Annotated in this window: 17 protein-coding genes; 15 read left to right on the top strand and 2 right to left on the bottom strand. The window is 60.1% G+C overall.

Features of this window, described 5'->3' with window-relative positions; genetic code table 11:
- Position 1 precedes the first annotated feature (1 nt).
- The 15 genes from IG194_RS09280 (at position 2) to IG194_RS09350 (ending at position 12,433) form a co-directional block, all read left to right on the top strand.
- On the top strand, positions 2-517 hold the full coding sequence (locus IG194_RS09280) for an arsinothricin resistance N-acetyltransferase ArsN1 family A (RefSeq protein WP_058487514.1): 516 nt from the start codon (positions 2-4) through the stop codon (positions 515-517).
- Positions 514-1,878 carry an FAD-dependent oxidoreductase gene (locus tag IG194_RS09285; protein ID WP_058487515.1) on the top strand — a complete coding sequence of 455 codons (1,365 nt, stop codon included), beginning with the start codon at positions 514-516 and terminating at the stop codon, positions 1,876-1,878. Before IG194_RS09280 ends, IG194_RS09285 begins: the two co-directional genes overlap by 4 nt.
- A 127-nt stretch (positions 1,879-2,005) precedes the next feature.
- Positions 2,006-2,368, top strand: coding sequence for an arsenite efflux transporter metallochaperone ArsD (gene arsD, locus IG194_RS09290; protein WP_082996185.1), 363 nt, complete (start codon positions 2,006-2,008; stop codon positions 2,366-2,368).
- A 12-nt stretch (positions 2,369-2,380) separates the two neighbouring features.
- Positions 2,381-4,138, top strand: coding sequence for an arsenical pump-driving ATPase (arsA, locus tag IG194_RS09295; RefSeq protein WP_058487516.1), 1,758 nt, complete (start codon positions 2,381-2,383; stop codon positions 4,136-4,138).
- Between the two features lie 226 nt (positions 4,139-4,364).
- Positions 4,365-4,778, top strand: coding sequence for an arsenate reductase ArsC (locus IG194_RS09300; protein WP_058487517.1), 414 nt, complete (start codon positions 4,365-4,367; stop codon positions 4,776-4,778).
- Positions 4,779-4,786: 8 nt separating this feature from the next.
- A complete protein-coding gene (locus tag IG194_RS09305; protein ID WP_058487518.1) occupies positions 4,787-5,143 on the top strand; it encodes a metalloregulator ArsR/SmtB family transcription factor in 357 nt (118 codons plus the stop codon).
- Between the two features lie 19 nt (positions 5,144-5,162).
- Positions 5,163-5,633: an arsenate reductase ArsC gene (locus IG194_RS09310; protein ID WP_058487519.1), complete on the top strand. Its 471-nt coding sequence runs from the start codon at positions 5,163-5,165 to the stop codon at positions 5,631-5,633.
- Positions 5,634-5,650: 17 nt separating this feature from the next.
- Positions 5,651-6,712: an ACR3 family arsenite efflux transporter gene (gene arsB, locus IG194_RS09315; protein ID WP_058487520.1), complete on the top strand. Its 1,062-nt coding sequence runs from the start codon at positions 5,651-5,653 to the stop codon at positions 6,710-6,712.
- Between the two features lie 4 nt (positions 6,713-6,716).
- Entirely contained in the window at positions 6,717-7,433 is a 717-nt protein-coding gene (arsH, locus tag IG194_RS09320; protein ID WP_192353646.1) for an arsenical resistance protein ArsH, read from the top strand.
- A gap of 51 nt (positions 7,434-7,484) precedes the next feature.
- Positions 7,485-7,961 carry a cyclin-dependent kinase inhibitor 3 family protein gene (locus IG194_RS09325; RefSeq protein WP_058487522.1) on the top strand — a complete coding sequence of 159 codons (477 nt, stop codon included), beginning with the start codon at positions 7,485-7,487 and terminating at the stop codon, positions 7,959-7,961.
- Positions 7,962-7,981: 20 nt separating this feature from the next.
- A complete protein-coding gene (locus IG194_RS09330) occupies positions 7,982-8,986 on the top strand; it encodes an ArsJ-associated glyceraldehyde-3-phosphate dehydrogenase (protein ID WP_058487523.1) in 1,005 nt (334 codons plus the stop codon).
- Between the two features lie 17 nt (positions 8,987-9,003).
- On the top strand, positions 9,004-10,236 hold the full coding sequence (gene arsJ, locus IG194_RS09335) for an organoarsenical effux MFS transporter ArsJ (protein WP_058487524.1): 1,233 nt from the start codon (positions 9,004-9,006) through the stop codon (positions 10,234-10,236).
- A 79-nt stretch (positions 10,237-10,315) separates the two neighbouring features.
- Entirely contained in the window at positions 10,316-10,753 is a 438-nt protein-coding gene (locus IG194_RS09340; RefSeq protein WP_058487525.1) for a hypothetical protein, read from the top strand.
- Between the two features lie 70 nt (positions 10,754-10,823).
- Positions 10,824-11,585, top strand: coding sequence for a helix-turn-helix domain-containing protein (locus IG194_RS09345; RefSeq protein ID WP_058487526.1), 762 nt, complete (start codon positions 10,824-10,826; stop codon positions 11,583-11,585).
- Between the two features lie 32 nt (positions 11,586-11,617).
- The gene (locus IG194_RS09350) at positions 11,618-12,433 is read left to right on the top strand and encodes a sterol desaturase family protein (protein ID WP_058487527.1); all 816 of its coding nucleotides are present in this window, start codon (positions 11,618-11,620) and stop codon (positions 12,431-12,433) included.
- Positions 12,434-12,527: 94 nt separating this feature from the next.
- On the opposite strand, the gene IG194_RS09355 is transcribed toward IG194_RS09350, so the two are convergent.
- Both IG194_RS09355 and IG194_RS09360 read right to left on the bottom strand, forming a co-directional pair.
- Complete coding sequence (locus IG194_RS09355) at positions 12,528-13,379, bottom strand: CHAD domain-containing protein (protein WP_058487528.1); 852 nt, start codon at positions 13,377-13,379, stop codon at positions 12,528-12,530.
- Positions 13,380-13,544: 165 nt separating this feature from the next.
- Positions 13,545-16,511 (bottom strand): Tn3-like element ISPa38 family transposase, encoded by a 2,967-nt coding sequence (locus IG194_RS09360; RefSeq protein WP_003100881.1) that lies wholly within the window; start codon positions 16,509-16,511, stop codon positions 13,545-13,547.
- Positions 16,512-16,515: the final 4 nt, after the last annotated feature.

Below are 16,515 nucleotides of genomic sequence, written 5' to 3' on the forward strand. Positions count from 1 at the left end.
GATGCTAGTCCGCCTCGCAAAGCTCAGTGATAGCCAAGCCATCACCGATATCTACAACCAAGGCATCGAAGATCGCAGCTCCACGTTCGAGACCCAGCCGCGCACCGTCGAGGACATGCAGCCCAAGGTGGCCGATATGTCGCGCTACCCAGTTCTGGTGGTTGAGCTTGATGGTGAAGTGGTTGCCTGGGCGAACTTGAGCAGCTATCGCGCGCGCTCCTGCTATGACGGTATCGCTGATTTCTCGATCTACCTGCGCCGGGATGTGCGAGGTCGTGGTATCGGGAAAGTACTCTTGAATGCCCTGTTGGCCGAGGTAGAAGCACGCGGATTCTGGAAAGTCCTTTCTCGGATTTTCACCTTCAACGAGGCGAGCCTCGCGCTCTGCCGCTCCTGCGGGTTCAGACAGGTAGGCGTCTACGAGAAACACGCTTGCCTGGAAGGCCGCTGGCTGGACTGCGCCATCGTCGAGCGGGTCATCTCTTCGAATCAACCTGCCTCTGGAGAATCAGCATGAGCCTGACTGACCTTCCCGTTGTCGTTATTGGCGCCGGCCCAGTTGGACTGGCCGCTGCTGCCCACCTCCTGGCTCGTGATCTGAATCCGCTGGTCATTGAGGCAGGAAATCAGGCTGGAGCAAGCATCAGCCAGTGGGGGCACGTCAGCATGTTTTCGCCCTGGGAATACAACGTAGACAAGGAGGCGGCCAAGCTTCTGGCCGCGACTGGCTGGGAAGCTCCGCGTCCTGACACATATCCCACCGGGCGCGAGCTGTTGGATCGCTATCTCCTTCCGCTCGCTGCTCTTCCGGTGATCCGGGAGCGGACACGTCTGAATACTCGCGTCCTCGCGGTGAGCAAGGCAGGGGCTGATGCGCTGAAAACCAAGGGGCGTGCCGCTTCACCGTTCCTAGTGCGCATTGCTGGCCCCAACGGTGAACAGGACATCCTCGCTCGCGCCGTGATCGATGCCTCCGGTACCTATGAAACTCCGAACTGGATGGGCGCCTCGGGTATTCCCGCATTGGGCGAGCTGGAAGCAAGCTCGCATATTGCCTATGGCATTCCCGATGTAACCGGCGGTGCACGTGAGCGCTATGAGAGCCGCCGTGTACTGGTCGTGGGTGGCGGCCACTCCGCCTTCAACGCCCTGCAGGATCTGGTTGGACTGCTCGGCACCAAGGTGTTCTGGGGCATCCGTGGCCACTCTCTGGAGAGAATTCTGGGCGGTGGTGCCAACGACAAGCTCGCCGAGCGCGGCAACCTGGGCCTTCGAATTCGAGCCTTGCTCGAACAGGAAAAGATCACTCTGTTCCAGGGCATATCGATCAACCGGGTTGATGCCACTGGCCAAGGACTCGTCGTTCACAGCAATGGCGAAAAACTGCCGGAAGTCGACGAAATCATCGTAGCCACGGGCTTCCGGCCCAACCTTCAGCTGCTGGGCGAGCTAAGGCTGGCAATTGATCCTGCCACTCAAAGCCCAACCCAACTGGCCCCGCTGATTGATCCGAACGAGCACAGCTGCGGGACGGTTCGCCCACATGGCATCGATGAACTCTCTCATCCTGACGAGGGGATTTTTATTGTCGGAATGAAGAGCTACGGCCGGGCCCCTACCTTCCTGATGCTAACGGGCTACGAGCAAGTTCGCTCTGTAGCGGCAGGGCTCGCGGGCGACTGGGAAGCTGCTCGGCGTGTCGAGCTCGAACTACCCGAAACGGGAGTCTGCAGCCTTCAGTTCGAAGAACAGGAGCAGTCGTCGAGTTGCTGTGCACCCGCAGCACCGGCGCAGGCCAGTTGCTGTGGTACGCAAGAGTCTCCCGCTGCAGTTGTGGCCCAGAAATCGACCTGCTGCACACCAACGAGTCGCTCATAAGAACTCGTTTCCCATCGACGCTTCGCCGGCGTGCCCTTGATCAAAACCGGCGAAGCGAAGCTGGCATATAACAACCACAAGCCTTGGTGCTCTTTGACTTTTCATCAGTCGTCATTGGAGAACCAGCATGCATCTCATCCAGATATACGATCCCGCCTTGTGCTGTAGCACAGGCGTTTGCGGGGTTGAAGTGGATCAGTCCCTTGTCACCTTCGCGAGTGATGTCGAGTGGGCAATCCGGCAAGACGCCAATGTTCAGCGTTTCAATCTGGCGCATGAGCCTCAGGCCTTTGCTGAGCAATCCGCTGTTCGCGACTTCTTGCAGCGTTCCGGCCAAGGCAGCCTGCCGTTGACCCTGGTGGATGGCGAAATCGTTATGGCAGGCCGCTATCCGTCACGCACCGAGCTGGCTCACTGGGCCGCCGTTCAAGCCTCACCCTCTACGGACTCGGAGAGCAACGGATGCTGCTCTTCTGGTCGTTGCTGCTGATAGGAGGATTCCATGCAATTTCTTCAATCCCCACCCCGCTTCCTCTTCTTCACTGGCAAAGGCGGCGTCGGCAAAACATCTATCGCCTGCGCTGCTGCCGTCCAACTGGCCGGCGAGAACAAGCGCGTTCTGTTGGTCAGCACTGATCCAGCGTCCAATGTGGGCCAAGTTTTCAGTACGGAAATCGGCAACAAGGTCACCGAGATCAGGGAAGTCCCCCGTCTCGCTGCACTGGAAATCGATCCCCAGCAGGCAGCTCAGGCATACCGCGACAGAATTGTCGGGCCGGTGAAAGGTGTCCTGCCCGAAGACGTCGTGAAAGGTATCGAGGAGCAACTTTCCGGAGCCTGCACCACTGAGATCGCAGCCTTCGATGAGTTCACCTCACTGCTCACCGATGACGCGCTGATCGCTGAATTCGACCACATCATTTTTGACACCGCGCCGACTGGGCACACCATCCGCCTTCTGCAGCTTCCTGGAGCCTGGAGCGGCTTCTTGGAGAGCGGTAAGGGCGATGCCTCCTGTCTGGGGCCTCTCGCAGGGCTGGAAAAGCATCGCGCCCAGTACAAGGCGGCTGTAGCAGCGCTGGCTGATCCCGTACGTACTCGCCTCATACTCGTTGCACGAGCCCAAAATGCTGCGCTTCGCGAAGTTGCGCGCACCCATGAGGAGCTTGCCGATATCGGCTTGAAGCAGCAGTACCTGGTGGTGAATGGCGTGTTGCCGGCCGCCGCTGCAGAAGGCGACGAGCTTGCCGCCGCCATCTACCAGCGGGAGCAACAGGTTCTAGCGAAAATACCGGAGGTACTTCGTAGCCTTCCGCTCGATCAGGTGGCACTCAAACCCTTCAACCTGGTGGGGCTCGATGCGCTGAAGCACCTGTTCCTTGATGTGGCCATTGGGCCAGTCACGGAGACCGAAACGAACACCGAGCTGCACCTACCGAAGCTGTCGCCGCTCGTTGATGACATCGCCGCCGAAGGGCACGGTCTGATCATGCTGATGGGCAAAGGCGGTGTAGGAAAGACCACCATGGCCGCAGCGGTGGCAGTCGACCTGGCCCGCAGAGGCCTTCCGGTGCACCTCACGACTTCTGACCCGGCAGCGCATCTCGCGGAGACGCTTGAAGGCGTCATGGAGAACCTCACGGTCAGCAGAATCGATCCTCAGGCAGAGACCGAGCGATACCGTCAGCACGTGCTCAAGACAAAAGGCGCCAGTCTCGATGCGGAAGGCCGTGCCCTGCTGGAGGAAGACCTGCGGTCGCCCTGCACCGAAGAGATCGCCGTGTTCCAGGCCTTCTCCAGAGTCATCCGGGAAGCTGGCAAGAAGTTCGTCGTGATGGATACGGCACCCACAGGACACACCCTGCTTCTACTGGACGCCACAGGGGCCTATCACCGCGAGATTGTCCGCCAGATGGGCGACACGAAGGTGGGCTATACCACGCCGATGATGCAGTTGCAGGATCCGAAGCAGACCAAGGTGCTCCTGGTAACGCTTGCCGAAACCACCCCCGTTCTGGAGGCGGCCAACCTGCAGGACGATTTGCGCCGCGCAGGAATCGAGCCATGGGCTTGGGTGATCAACAACAGCGTCGCGGCAGCAGCGCCAAGATCCGCATTGCTGCTCAGAAGAGCAGAGAATGAGCGCCGCGAGATCAATGCGGTTGCTACCAAGCACTCTTCCCGCTACGCGGTTGTCCCGCTGCTGAAAGATGAACCTGTCGGCATAGATCGTCTGCAATCGCTGGTCGGACACAGCTAAAGGCTGCGCCGAGCACCACCAAGGCTGAGAGGCTTCTGGGGTGCTCGGCACTAATGTCGAGTCAAACGTGGCAGTAGACGACCTATTGCCCCAACCTCGCCCCAACAAGTCACGTCAGGCTCTCTGCTCCAAACGTCGCCTCACGGCAACCGTCACAGAATCGTCACTTGAAATTTATGCGGAAAAACGTATATTCGAAAAAACATATACGTTCGAGCACTCAGAGATGACTGACAAAATCCGCGTCCTGTTTATTTGTACCGCTAACGCCGCTCGCTCCCAACTTGCGGAAGCGCTGCTTCGGCATACCGACAGTGAGCACTTTGAGGCTTTCAGTGCTGGCACTCAGCCGGGAATGATCGATCCGCGAACCTATGCGGCCCTCGATCATCTCGCCATCGATACCAGCGGACTGCGCAGCAAATCCATCGAAGAGTTCGCAGGTGAACGCTTCGACTACGTCATCACCCTTTGCGACAAAGCCGCTCAGGAATGCCAAACCCCTCCAGGGGCTGGCGAGGCATTGGAATGGAACTTCGAAGACCCGGTGACCAGCAATCACCACGACGCCTTCCGTCACACGCTTCACGAGATTCACGAGCGCATCAAGATGTTCGTCCTTGTGAAGACCAAACACTGAGAACCGCCATGACTGACTCCCTGACTCCGACCCAGGTTTTCAAATGCCTGGCTGACGAAAACCGCATCCGGATGATGCTGTTGATCGCTCGCGAGGAAGAACTCTGCGTCTGCGAACTGACCTGTGCCCTGGATGAAAGCCAACCGAAGGTTTCTCGCCACCTGGCTCAGTTGCGTACCTGTGGGCTACTGGAAGACCGCCGGCAAGGCCAGTGGGTGTACTACCGACTGCATCCAAACCTGCCCGCCTGGGTACGCGAGATTCTCGTAACGACGCTTGAGGCCAACCGCCATTGGTTGAGCACGAGCTCCAAGCGACTGGACACCATGGGCGACCGCCCCGAGCGTGTTGCTGCCTGCTGCTGAAGACTGCCGAGAAGATTCGATGAAAGTTCTGTTCCTCTGCACCGCCAATAGCTGCCGAAGCATCTTGTCTGAGGCTGTCTTCAATCACTTGGCCCCGGCCGGCATGAAGGCGTACAGCGCCGGTAGCCAACCCAAGGGGGAAGTGAATCCGCTGTCCATCACAGCCCTGCAGCGCGCCGGCATCGCCACTGATGGTCTAAGCAGCAAGTCCACCGACTCACATGCCGACCTGGCACCGGACTTCGTAATCACCGTCTGCGACAAGGCAGCCGGCGAGGCGTGTCCCGTGTTCTTCGGGCCCGCTGTGAAGGCCCATTGGGGACTTGCCGACCCGTCCGATCTGCAAGGTAGCGAGGAAGAGATGGATGCTGCCTTCGATGCCACGCTCGAGCACATCAAGCAGCGCATCTCGGCGTTTCTCGCACTGCCCTTTGAACAACTCGATGCCGCCCAGCTGAAGGCAGAACTGGCACGCATCGGCACGCTCTGAAGCTACGGAGACCCATCATGAGCAAGAGTCGTCTTTCTTTCCTGGATCGCTACCTGACGATCTGGATCTTTCTCGCCATGGGGCTTGGTATAGCGCTCGGCAGTTTCTTTCAGGGGCTGCCGGCTTGGCTCAACAGCCTGTCAGTGGGCTCGACCAATATCCCCATCGCCATTGGCCTGATCGTCATGATGTATCCGCCATTGGCGAAGGTGAAATACGAGGAGCTGCCGCAAGTCTTCAAGGACAAGCGCATTCTTGCCTTGTCACTGATTCAGAACTGGGTGATCGGCCCGGTACTGATGTTCGTGTTGGCCGTGGTGTTCCTCTCCGACAAGCCCGAGTACATGACGGGGTTGATCCTCATAGGCTTGGCGCGTTGCATCGCCATGGTGCTGGTGTGGAACCAGATCGCGGGCGGTAATAACCAGTACGTTGCGGGCCTGGTCGCCTTCAACAGCATCTTCCAGATTCTGTTCTTCAGCGTGTACGCCTGGATCTTCCTGGGCGTGTTGCCGCCCCTGTTCGGCCTGGAAGGCAGCGTCATTGAAACGAGCTTCGTCGACATCGCGCAGTCGGTACTGATCTACCTGGGCGTCCCGTTCCTGGCTGGCTTCCTGACCCGGAAAATCCTGATCAGCCGCAAGGGTGCAGCCTGGTACCAGGATCGCTTCATTCCGAAGATCAGCCCTCTGACGCTGGTAGCTCTGCTGCTGACCATCGTTGCGATGTTCAGCCTCAAGGGCGACATGGTGTTGCAACTGCCGTTGGACGTGTTGCGTATCGCGATCCCGCTGACCATCTACTTCGTGGTGATGTTCTTCATCAGCTTCTGGATGGGCAAGCTGCTGGAGGCCGACTACCCACGCACCACCGCGCTGGCGTTCACCGCCGCGAGCAACAACTTCGAACTCGCCATTGCCGTGGCCATCGCCACCTTCGGCCTAGCCTCCCCCGTCGCCTTTGCGACCGTGATCGGGCCGCTGGTTGAAGTACCTGTACTGATCTCTCTGGTCGGCGTTGCCTGGTGGCTCAAGCGTCGCTGGTTCGATCAAGCCTCTGGCGCCCTTTCCCAGGAGTGAAATCATGGCCAATGACCATATCCCCAATATCGACAGCGAACTGATCGATCTGCCGTCCCCGGACAAACTGGCTATTGAGCAGAAATCGACTCACAAACCGCGCATCCTCCTGCTGTACGGATCGACGCGCGAACGCTCCTTCAGCCGTTTGCTGACCGAGGAGGCCGCTCGCTTGCTGGAGCACTTCGGAGCCGAGACGCGGATTTTCAATCCGTCAGGTCTGCCGCTTCCGGACGATGTGTCCGATGACCATCCCATGGTCAAAGAACTGCGTGACCTGGTGCTCTGGTCGGAAGGCATGGTCTGGTGCTCGCCGGAGCGCCACGGCGCCATGACAGGAGCGTTCAAGTCGCAGATCGACTGGATTCCGCTGAGCATGGGCGCCGTGCGCCCCACTCAGGGCAAGACCCTGGCGGTGATGCAGGTCTGTGGCGGTTCGCAGTCGTTCAACGCCGTTAACCAGATGCGCGTGCTTGGCCGTTGGATGCGCATGTTCACCATCCCCAACCAGTCCTCCGTACCCAAGGCCTACCTGGAGTTCGACGAGGCAGGTCGCATGAAGCCTTCTCCGTTCTACGACCGAGTCGTCGACGTGATGGAGGAACTGGTGAAGTTCACCCTGCTACTGCGTGATCGCGCCGACTACCTGGTCGACCGCTACTCCGAGCGCAAGGAGTCGGCGGAAGAGCTATCCAAACGTGTCAATCAACGATCCATCTGAGGCTTTCTGAACGTGCAATCGCATCCGTATTCCGTTCTTACCGCGTCCGATATGAGCGGCCAACTGATCTTCACTCCGTGCCCCGGCACCAAGGACACGTCGGTGTCCGAGGCGCTGGCCACGCTTCGCGATGCCGGCGCGGTAGCTCTGGTGACCCTGATGCCAGAAGAAGAACTGCTGCAGAACGAAGTCGATCTACTTCCCGAGGAATGCCAACTGCAAGGGATCGAATGGTTCCACCTGCCCGTGGAGGATGACCAGGCGCCCGGTGAGGCTTTCTCCACAGCGTGGGAAGCCAATCGAGATCGCCTCAAGGAGCTGGTCAATGGCGGCCAGAAGATCGCCATCCACTGTAAGGGCGGCTCTGGTCGCACAGGCCTGATCGCAGCCCAGCTGTTGATCGAGTGCGGCATGTCCATGCGCGAAGCCGTTGCCCAGGTACAAGCGCTTCGGCCCCGTGCGATTCAGCACCCTGCACACATTAACTACATCAGCCAGTTCGACAAAAAATCGCCGAACGCTCGCTAACCGCACTCGAGAACAAAAACATGGCCATCAAAGTAGGCATCAATGGTTTCGGACGTATCGGTCGCCTGGCGCTGCGCGCGGCATGGGACTGGCCTGAATTTGAGTTCGTACAGATCAATGACCCGGCGGGCGATGCTGCGACGCACGCACACCTGATCAACTTCGACTCGGTTCACGGTCGTTGGCATCACGAAGCGAGCTCCGACGGTGACTCGGTGGTTATTGGTGGTAAGCGCATCAAGATCACGGCGAACAAGGCCATCGCTGACACTGACTGGTCGGGCTGCGATCTGGTCATCGAGGCCAGTGGCAAGATGAAGACCGTTGCCGTGCTGCAGGCCTACCTGAATCAAGGTGTGAAGCGCGTTGTCGTGAGTGCGCCGGTCAAGGAAAAAGGTGCGCTGAACGTCGTTATGGGCGTCAACCAACACCTGTTCGACCCGGCTCAGCATCGCATCGTGACGGCAGCCTCCTGCACCACCAACTGCCTCGCGCCGGTGGTTAAGGTGATCCACGAAAACCTTGGCATTCGCCATGGTTCGATCACCACTATCCACGACCTGACCAACACCCAGAGCATCCTGGATCAGCCGCACAAGGATCTGCGTCGTGCTCGTGCGTCCGGTATGAGCCTGATCCCCACCTCTACCGGATCCGCCACCGCGATTGCGGAGATCTTCCCGGAGCTGCGCGGCCGCCTGAATGGCCACGCTGTTCGCGTCCCGTTGGCAAACGCTTCGCTAACCGACTGCGTCTTTGAAGTAGAGCGGGAAACCAGCGTGGACGAGGTCAACCAGTTGCTCAAGCGCGCCGCCGAGAACGAGCTGAAGGACATCCTCGGCTACGAGGAGCGCCCGTTGGTTTCCATCGACTATCGTACCGACCCGCGCTCCTCGATCATCGACGCACTTTCGACCATGGTTGTGAACGGCACGCAAGTGAAGCTGTATGCGTGGTACGACAACGAATGGGGCTACGCCAACCGCACTGTCGAACTGGCGAAGCTGGTCGGCCTGGCTGGCTGAAGGAGCAGGGCTCGATCATGAAGGCGCTATCGTCGCTCTCACCAGAAGTTCGCCAGTACCTGCTGGTAACGGGCAACTACTGGGCTTTCACGCTCACCGATGGCGCCTTGCGCATGCTGGTGGTACTCCACTTCCATTCTCTGGGGTACTCGCCGCTACAGATCGCAGCCCTGTTCCTGTTCTATGAGTTCTTCGGTGTCGTCACCAATCTGGTTGGCGGTTACCTGGGGGCGCGGCTGGGACTGAACCGCACCATGAACATCGGACTCGCCATGCAGGTCGTGGCGCTGCTGATGCTCACCGTGCCGTCTGCCTTGCTCACGATACCGTGGGTTATGGGAGCCCAAGCGCTCTCCGGGATTGCCAAGGATCTCAACAAGATGAGCGCCAAGAGCTCGATCAAGCTCCTGGTTCCGGACGCGCAGCAAGGCAAGCTCTACAAGTGGGTGGCGATCCTTACAGGCTCGAAGAATGCGCTCAAAGGCGTGGGCTTCTTCCTGGGTGGCGCGCTGCTGGCCTTGCTCGGTTTCAAAGGCGCCGTGCTGGCCATGGCCCTGGTGCTAGCCCTCATCTGGATCGGCAGCATGCTGTCGCTGAAAAAAGACCTGGGCAAAGCCAAGGCCAAGCCCAAGTTCCGCGACATGCTCTCCAAAAGCCGAGCAATCAACATTCTCTCTGCTGCACGGATGTTCCTGTTCGGTGCTCGGGATGTCTGGTTCGTCGTCGCGCTCCCGGTCTATTTGAGCGAGACGCTGGGTTGGGACTTCTGGCTGGTCGGAGGCTTCCTTGCCGCGTGGGTGATCGGCTACGGCATCGTGCAATCCTTCGCTCCGGCATTGACCGGCAAGAAGCGCGGCCACGTCCCTGACGGTCGTGCTGCCTTCATCTGGGCGCTGATGCTTGCGGTGCTGCCGGCCGCCATCGCCCTCGGCCTAAATATGAATCTATCCGCTCAGGCCGTGCTCCTGGGTGGGCTGATGCTGTTCGGGGCACTCTTTGCCGTGAACTCCTCGCTGCACAGCTATTTGATCGTCTCGTATGCCAAGGAAGACGGCGTATCGCTGGACGTGGGGTTCTACTACATGTCCAACGCCATGGGCCGCCTGATTGGCACAGTGCTTTCAGGATGGGTATTCCAGGCATACGGGCTGGTGGCCTGCCTGTGGATCTCTGCAGCATTCGTTCTCCTGGCCGCGCTCATTTCAATCGCCTTGCCCAGGCATGCAGAGGTGGTGACCACCCCGAGCTGACAGGGGGTGTGAATGCGTGAGACTCCTGCCTTCCTAGGCAAGGCAGGCCCGAACACCTGATGCAATGTGGAGGCACATCATGAACAGGTTGATAGGGTTGCTACCGCTTCTCGTCTCCGTACTGTGGCTAAGTGCGTGCGACAAACCGAGCGAGGCCCACAAAACCGTCGCAGGGATTGAGCAACCGATTGCCGGCAGCTGGTTCGATGGTCACTGGCGGGCCGAAGCATCCTCCGCATCGAGTCCTGCCCTCCTCACGATCTCTGCAGACGGGCTGCGCTGGGGGGACTGCAAGGCCTCTGGCGACGGACAGGTCAGCATCAATGGAAAGCAGGCGACCTATGCGGTCACGGGCGGATTCGATTGCATCAGCAGGGACGCGACATTGACTGGCGTGGTGTTAACCCAACGAGGCAATTGCGAGCTTCTGTTGGAAGCGTATGCCTCCGATGTGGAGATTGAAAATGGAGCTCCCGCTATCCGGAGCAACTACCTCAAGGGTGGCTGTACGCCTTAGCGGCAAGGGGGCGTTGTGGTTTGGGTCATAAACTTCATGTGCAACTTATCGTCAGGCTGACACGTTCACCATGGCACCAAACCAGCTGCTGATCGGGAAATCGGCATTCATCGTCAGGGCGCAGTCTTTGCCCAATGGCTACAACCAGCGCCCTGGCATGACCCTGTTGCTGGCTGACGGCGAGCCGCTCGAGTTGGAGATCGATGGTTTACCAGCCGTCAGCTCGGAGGCTTGGCTGTTGGCACCCGAGATACGTCGCCGTTTCCTGCGCCCGCAGCCGCATACCAGCATCACCGTAGAGCCAAGCCACCCGTCGTATCTACGAATGTTGCGCTGGGCCCGTAGCAGCCCTGATGCGGCGCTTCGAGTCGACGTACCAGCTGGCTCTCGCTTCAGGCTGGCCTCCGCAACCACGCAGCAGACCTTCGATGACGCGTTGAATGAGTTGCTTGCTCTGCATGAGCAGCCAGAGATCACACCAAGCCCGCGCCTGGAGTATCTGTTGTCACTGGTCGAGGCATCAGGCGAAGACAGCACCGCAGAGCAGATTTGGGGAGCATTCCGGTCTCGCTATTCCAGTACCCAAGCACACTGCTCGCACTGGCTACAGGAGTCGCTCGGTTTGCCACTGCGCAAATTGCTGCTGTGGCGAAAGCTCCGGCGTGCCCTGGAGGGGCTCAATGACCCGAATGGAGCCACCGCCGTCGCTCATGAAGCAGGTTTTGCCGACTCAGCCCACCTGTCGCGCATCTGCCTGCGGACTTTCGGGCTTCGCCCTTCAGAGGCGAACAACAACAAAATCCTTCAAGTAAGCTGGCTGCAGGATTGCTGAAACTCTCCCTCACATCTTGAGGGAGACATTAGATGCCACATCTGGACACCTGGGCTGTCAGCGGCCTTCTGGTTTTACTGGGAAGCTTCGAGTTGCTCGCCGGACGCATGCTGAACAGGCGCCAATCCGACGAGCTTGCCGTTGACGCTATCAGCCTTGCCCAATTTGCACTGCTGATCAAACCAGCAATCATTGCCGGGGCTGCATTGATCCTGGCCCAACTGGCACCTGGCGCAGTTGGCCAACTGAGCACACTTCCACTTTGGCAGGCTGTTCTGCTGGTCATCATCCCTGCTGACTTCATGCACTACTGGTACCACCGACTAGGCCACACCATTCCTTTCATGTGGCACATGCATCGTACCCACCACACCGCAACGGCAATGAGCATCAGCGTTGCCTACCGGGAGAACTGGCGTTGGTTCTTGTTCATGCCGGACATCTGGTACGCCGGGGCTCTCGTCTATCTCGGCCTAGGCGAGGCGGTGCTCATCGCACACCTGATTTTCGGTTGCGCCAACGTATTGGTGCACAGCGCGTTCGCCTGGGACAAGGTGCTCTACAAATGGCGCTGGCTAGCTCCCGCTACCTGGCTGCTAGAGCGACTGGTTCAGTTGCCTAGCACGCACCGCGCACATCACGCCGAGCTTGATGAGCACGGCAAGCCGCCCCATCACAACTTCGCCCAGCTGCTGTTCATCTGGGACACGCTGTTCGGAACGGCGAATTTCACTCGCGACCGATATCCAGAGCGATACGGCATTCCGAATGATCCTGGTGATCCGTGGTGTGCCCAGCTGTGGTGGCCCTTCTGCAGGTCACGGAAAGCAGATAGTGAATACAGATGAGATCGGCAATGAGGTGTTCGGAAACGTCCGCTATGGGTCGTTAGCTGCCTGTCAGTCGCTGCCACATCCATGGCAAAAAAGTGACGCCGAAACTTCACACGTAGGCAAGATACTGAGCGCAGTTACTCCAATGGTGCGTCACATATCCATGCTGCTTGTGTTCAAGCAGCATTTTTTTGCCCAGGAACTTCGACAGACGCCCGCCCAAGGACGAAATGACACGTTCCGCTTCGACCAGCGCTTTCGCCTCAGCGGTCCCCCACTCTGTTACCAAGGGGTGCAGGTCAGCTTCATGCTGTGCCTTCAGGCACCACTGGTGACGGTCGTGCCAGTCACCCAACGCTCCTTGCAGTTGCTTCAGGCCTGACATCAACTCGGGCGGCACAGGTAGTAGCTTCGGGAACGACTCCAGAGAGTAGCGAGCGCGCTTCACCAGCAACCGAATTTCGTGGCGGTCGTGCCCAGGATCATTCAAGGCATCACTGAGTCGCCGCAATTGCTTGCCAATGCGCTTGGTCGTACGCGCCTTCAGCCCGTCACTCTGTTCAGATAGCAAGGCCAATCGGAAGGTGGCAGGCCAGTCGCTGAACGCCTCAAATAGCCGGTCGATGATGAGATGCTTGTCGAGGCTCCGATAGGACTTCGATACTGCTAGGCGACGTGCATGAGCCGCCCGCAGAAGCCCATGCGACTGCAGCTCCTCCGCCATGACCTCCAAATCTCTTATCGGCGTGGTCAGCCTGCCCGCTTCGGCGGCGGCACCGTTGAGTGTCGAACACGCTTCATTCATGCCCAGAGGGTTCAGCAAGCTTCTCAATCGTCGTAGAGCAATGCGGAAGTCGTGTAATGCTTCAGTGTCCGTCTCATAGATGATTCGGGCGTAAGCTTGATACAGATCGACCTCGATTTCCAATACTCTCGCAACGACCTTGTCAGAGAAGTTCACAAGTCGGCTCCATAAGAATGACCACTGTAATGTAGCTGCAATCTTCTTATTGGTACCTACCGCAGATGTACAGTTTAGATATTTCGCGGGGATGACCAACCGACGGATCTGCTATCTCCAGGGCCCTAAGTAGGGGTCGTCTCAGAAAACGGAAAATAAAGCACGCTAAGCCGGTTGCAGCGGCCGTAGCGGCCTGAACTTGCCCGCGCCGATCTTGGCGCTGCTGCGCCAGAGGTAATCGCCGGTCAGGTTGATGTGCTCCCAGCCGAGCGGCGACAGGTACTGCAACAGGCCGTCATCGACGGCTTGACCGTGGCCACGCAAGGCGTTCGCGGCCCGCTCCAGATAGACCGTGTTCCATAGCACGATGGCCGCCGTCACCAGGTTGAGGCCGCTGGCCCGGTAGCGCTGCTGCTCGAAGCTGCGGTCGCGGATTTCCCCCAGGCGGTTGAAGAACACGGCGCGGGCCAGCGCGTTGCGCGCCTCGCCTTTGTTCAGCCCGGCATGCACGCGGCGGCGCAGCTCGACGCTTTGCAGCCAGTCCAGGATGAACAGTGTGCGCTCGATGCGTCCCAGCTCACGCAGGGCGACGGCCAGGCCGTTCTGGCGCGGGTAGCTGCCAAGCTTCCTGAGCATCAGCGAGGCCGTCGCCGTGCCCTGCTTGATCGAGGTGGCCATCCGCAGGATTTCATCCCAATGGGCGCGGACGTGCTTGATGTTGAGCGTGCCGCCGATCATCGGTTTCAACGCCTCGTAGGTGGCATCGCCCTTCGGGATGTAGAGCTTGGTGTCGCCCAGGTCACGAATGCGCGGGGCGAAGCGGAAGCCCAGCAGGTGCATCAACGCGAAGACGTGGTCCGTGAACCCTGCCGTGTCGGTGTAGTGCTCCTCGATCCGCAGGTCGGATTCGTGATACAGCAGGCCGTCGAGCACGTAGGTCGAGTCGCGCACGCCGACGTTCACGACCTTGGTGTGGAACGGCGCGTACTGGTCGGAGATATGGGTGTAGAACGTCCGCCCTGGGCTGCTGCCGTATTTCGGATTGATGTGGCCGGTGCTCTCGGCCTTGCTGCCGGTGCGGAAGTTCTGGCCGTCCGACGATGACGTGGTGCCGTCGCCCCAATGCTCGGCGAAGGGATGTCGGAACTGCGCGTTGACCAGCTCGGCCAGTGCCGCCCCGTAGGTTTCGTCGCGGATGTGCCAGGCTTGCAGCCAGGCCAGCTTGGCGTAGGTCGTGCCGGGGCACGATTCCGCCATCTTGGTCAGGCCCAGGTTGATCGCGTCGGCGAGGATCGTGGTCAGCAACAGGTTTTTGTCCTTGGCCAGGTCGCCTGACTTCAGGTGGGCGAAGTGCCGGGTGAAGCCCGTCCATTCGTCTACCTCCAGCAGCAATTCGGTGATCTTGACGTGCGGTAGGATCATCGCCGTCTGGTCGATCAGGGCCTGTGCGGTATCGGGCACCGCCGCATCGAGCGGCGTGATCTTCAGGCCCGACTCCGTGATGATGGCGTCCGGCAGCTCGTTGGCCAGCGCCATGCGGTTGACGGTGGCGAGCTGCGTTTCCAGCAGCGTCAGCCGGTCATGCAGGTACTGGTCGCAATCGGTGGCCACGGCCAGCGGCAATTCGCTGGCCTGCTTGAGGCTGGCGAATTTCGCGGGCGGCACCAGGTAGTCCTCGAAGTCCTTGAACTGGCGCGAGCCTTGCACCCAGATGTCGCCGGAGCGCAGCGCGTTCTTCAGCTCCGACAGCGCGCACAGTTCGTAGTAGCGCCGGTCGATGCCGGTGTCGGTCATCACCAGCTTCTGCCAGCGCGGCTTGATGAACTCGGTCGGCGCGTCGGTGGGCACCTTGCGGGCGTTGTCGCTGTTCATGCTGCGCAGCACCTCGATGGCGTCGAGTACGTCCTTGGCGGCGGGCGCGGCCCGCAACTTGAGCACGTCGAGAAATTCCGGCGCGTAGCGGCGCAGCGTGGCGTAGCTCTCGCCGATGCGGTGCAGGAAATCGAAGTCCTCGGGTTGCGCGAGCCGCTGCGCTTCGGTGACGCTCTCGGCGAAAGCATCCCAGGACATGACGGCCTCGATGGCGGCGAACGGATCGCGGCCCGCTTGCTTGGCCTCGATCAGCGCCTGGCCGATGCGCCCGAACAGCCGCACCTTGGCATTGATCGCCTTGCCGGATGCCTGGAACTGCTGCTGATGCTTGTTCTTGGCGGCATTGAACAGCTTGCCCAGGATGCGGTCATGCAGGTCGATGATTTCGTCGGTGACGGTGGCCATGCCCTCGATGGCGAGCGCCACCAGGGTCGCGTAACGCCGCTGCGGCTCGAACTTCGCCAGGTCGGCGGGCGTCATCTGGCCGCCCTCGCGGGCGATCTTGAGCAGCCGGTTCTGGTGAACCAGCCGCTCGATGCCGGAGGGCAGGTCGAGCGCCTGCCACGCCTTGAGGCGTTCGATGTGTTCCAGCATGTGCCGCGAGTTCGGTTTGACCGGGGATTGCCGCAGCCAGGCCAGCCACGTCGTCTTGCCGTTGTCGCGGCGCTTGAGCAGATCGTCGAGGCGACGGCGATGCACGTCCGTCAGCGGCTCAGCCAAGGCGTCGTAGAGACGCCGGTTGGCGCGGGTAATCGCTTCGGCGCTCGCCCGCTCGACGGCGTTGAGGGCGGGCACAATGACCGACTGCCGCCGCAGGTGCTCGATCAAGGCTCTGGCCAGCACGATGCCCTTGTCGGTTTGCATGGCCAGCTCGGTCAGCAACTGGACAGCCTGCCGGTAGTGGCCAATCGTGAACGGCTGGAAGCCGAACACCGTTTGCAGCTCGACCAGGTGCTCGCGTCGGGTCTGCTCACGCTGCCCGTACTCGTCCCAGCTTTCGATGCCGACCTTGAGCTGGTTGGCGACCAGTCTCAGCAATGGCGGGAACGGTGGCTCATCAGCGCCAAGGATGACGCCGGGAAAGCGCAGGTAGCAGAGCTGCACCGCGAAGCCCAGCCGATTGGCCGGGCCGCGCCGCTGCCGGATGATGGAGAGGTCGCTTTCGCTGAACGTGTAGTGACGGATCAACTCATCCTTGGTGTCCGGCAACGCCAGCAGGCTTTCGCGCTCGGCGGCGGAGAGGATCGAACGGCGGGGCATGCGG

This window comes from Pseudomonas sp. ADPe, from assembly GCF_014843515.1.
GTDB lineage: Bacteria > Pseudomonadota > Gammaproteobacteria > Pseudomonadales > Pseudomonadaceae > Pseudomonas > Pseudomonas citronellolis.

Bases quoted from the DNA above. Each gene is read 5' to 3' on its own strand.
- IG194_RS09325 (WP_058487522.1), top strand. From the start codon at position 7,485: ATGAGCGGCCAACTGATCTTCACTCCGTGCCCCGGCACCAAGGACACG.
- IG194_RS09285 (WP_058487515.1), top strand. From the start codon at position 514: ATGAGCCTGACTGACCTTCCCGTTGTCGTTATTGGCGCCGGCCCAGTT.
- IG194_RS09350 (WP_058487527.1), top strand. From the start codon at position 11,618: ATGCCACATCTGGACACCTGGGCTGTCAGCGGCCTTCTGGTTTTACTG.
- arsB (WP_058487520.1), top strand. From the start codon at position 5,651: ATGAGCAAGAGTCGTCTTTCTTTCCTGGATCGCTACCTGACGATCTGG.
- IG194_RS09310 (WP_058487519.1), top strand. From the start codon at position 5,163: ATGAAAGTTCTGTTCCTCTGCACCGCCAATAGCTGCCGAAGCATCTTG.
- arsJ (WP_058487524.1), top strand. From the start codon at position 9,004: ATGAAGGCGCTATCGTCGCTCTCACCAGAAGTTCGCCAGTACCTGCTG.
- IG194_RS09330 (WP_058487523.1), top strand. From the start codon at position 7,982: ATGGCCATCAAAGTAGGCATCAATGGTTTCGGACGTATCGGTCGCCTG.
- IG194_RS09300 (WP_058487517.1), top strand. From the start codon at position 4,365: ATGACTGACAAAATCCGCGTCCTGTTTATTTGTACCGCTAACGCCGCT.
- arsD (WP_082996185.1), top strand. From the start codon at position 2,006: ATGCATCTCATCCAGATATACGATCCCGCCTTGTGCTGTAGCACAGGC.
- IG194_RS09340 (WP_058487525.1), top strand. From the start codon at position 10,316: ATGAACAGGTTGATAGGGTTGCTACCGCTTCTCGTCTCCGTACTGTGG.
- IG194_RS09280 (WP_058487514.1), top strand. From the start codon at position 2: ATGCTAGTCCGCCTCGCAAAGCTCAGTGATAGCCAAGCCATCACCGAT.
- arsH (WP_192353646.1), top strand. From the start codon at position 6,717: ATGGCCAATGACCATATCCCCAATATCGACAGCGAACTGATCGATCTG.
- IG194_RS09360 (WP_003100881.1), bottom strand. From the start codon at position 16,511: ATGCCCCGCCGTTCGATCCTCTCCGCCGCCGAGCGCGAAAGCCTGCTG.
- arsA (WP_058487516.1), top strand. From the start codon at position 2,381: ATGCAATTTCTTCAATCCCCACCCCGCTTCCTCTTCTTCACTGGCAAA.
- IG194_RS09345 (WP_058487526.1), top strand. From the start codon at position 10,824: ATGGCACCAAACCAGCTGCTGATCGGGAAATCGGCATTCATCGTCAGG.
- IG194_RS09305 (WP_058487518.1), top strand. From the start codon at position 4,787: ATGACTGACTCCCTGACTCCGACCCAGGTTTTCAAATGCCTGGCTGAC.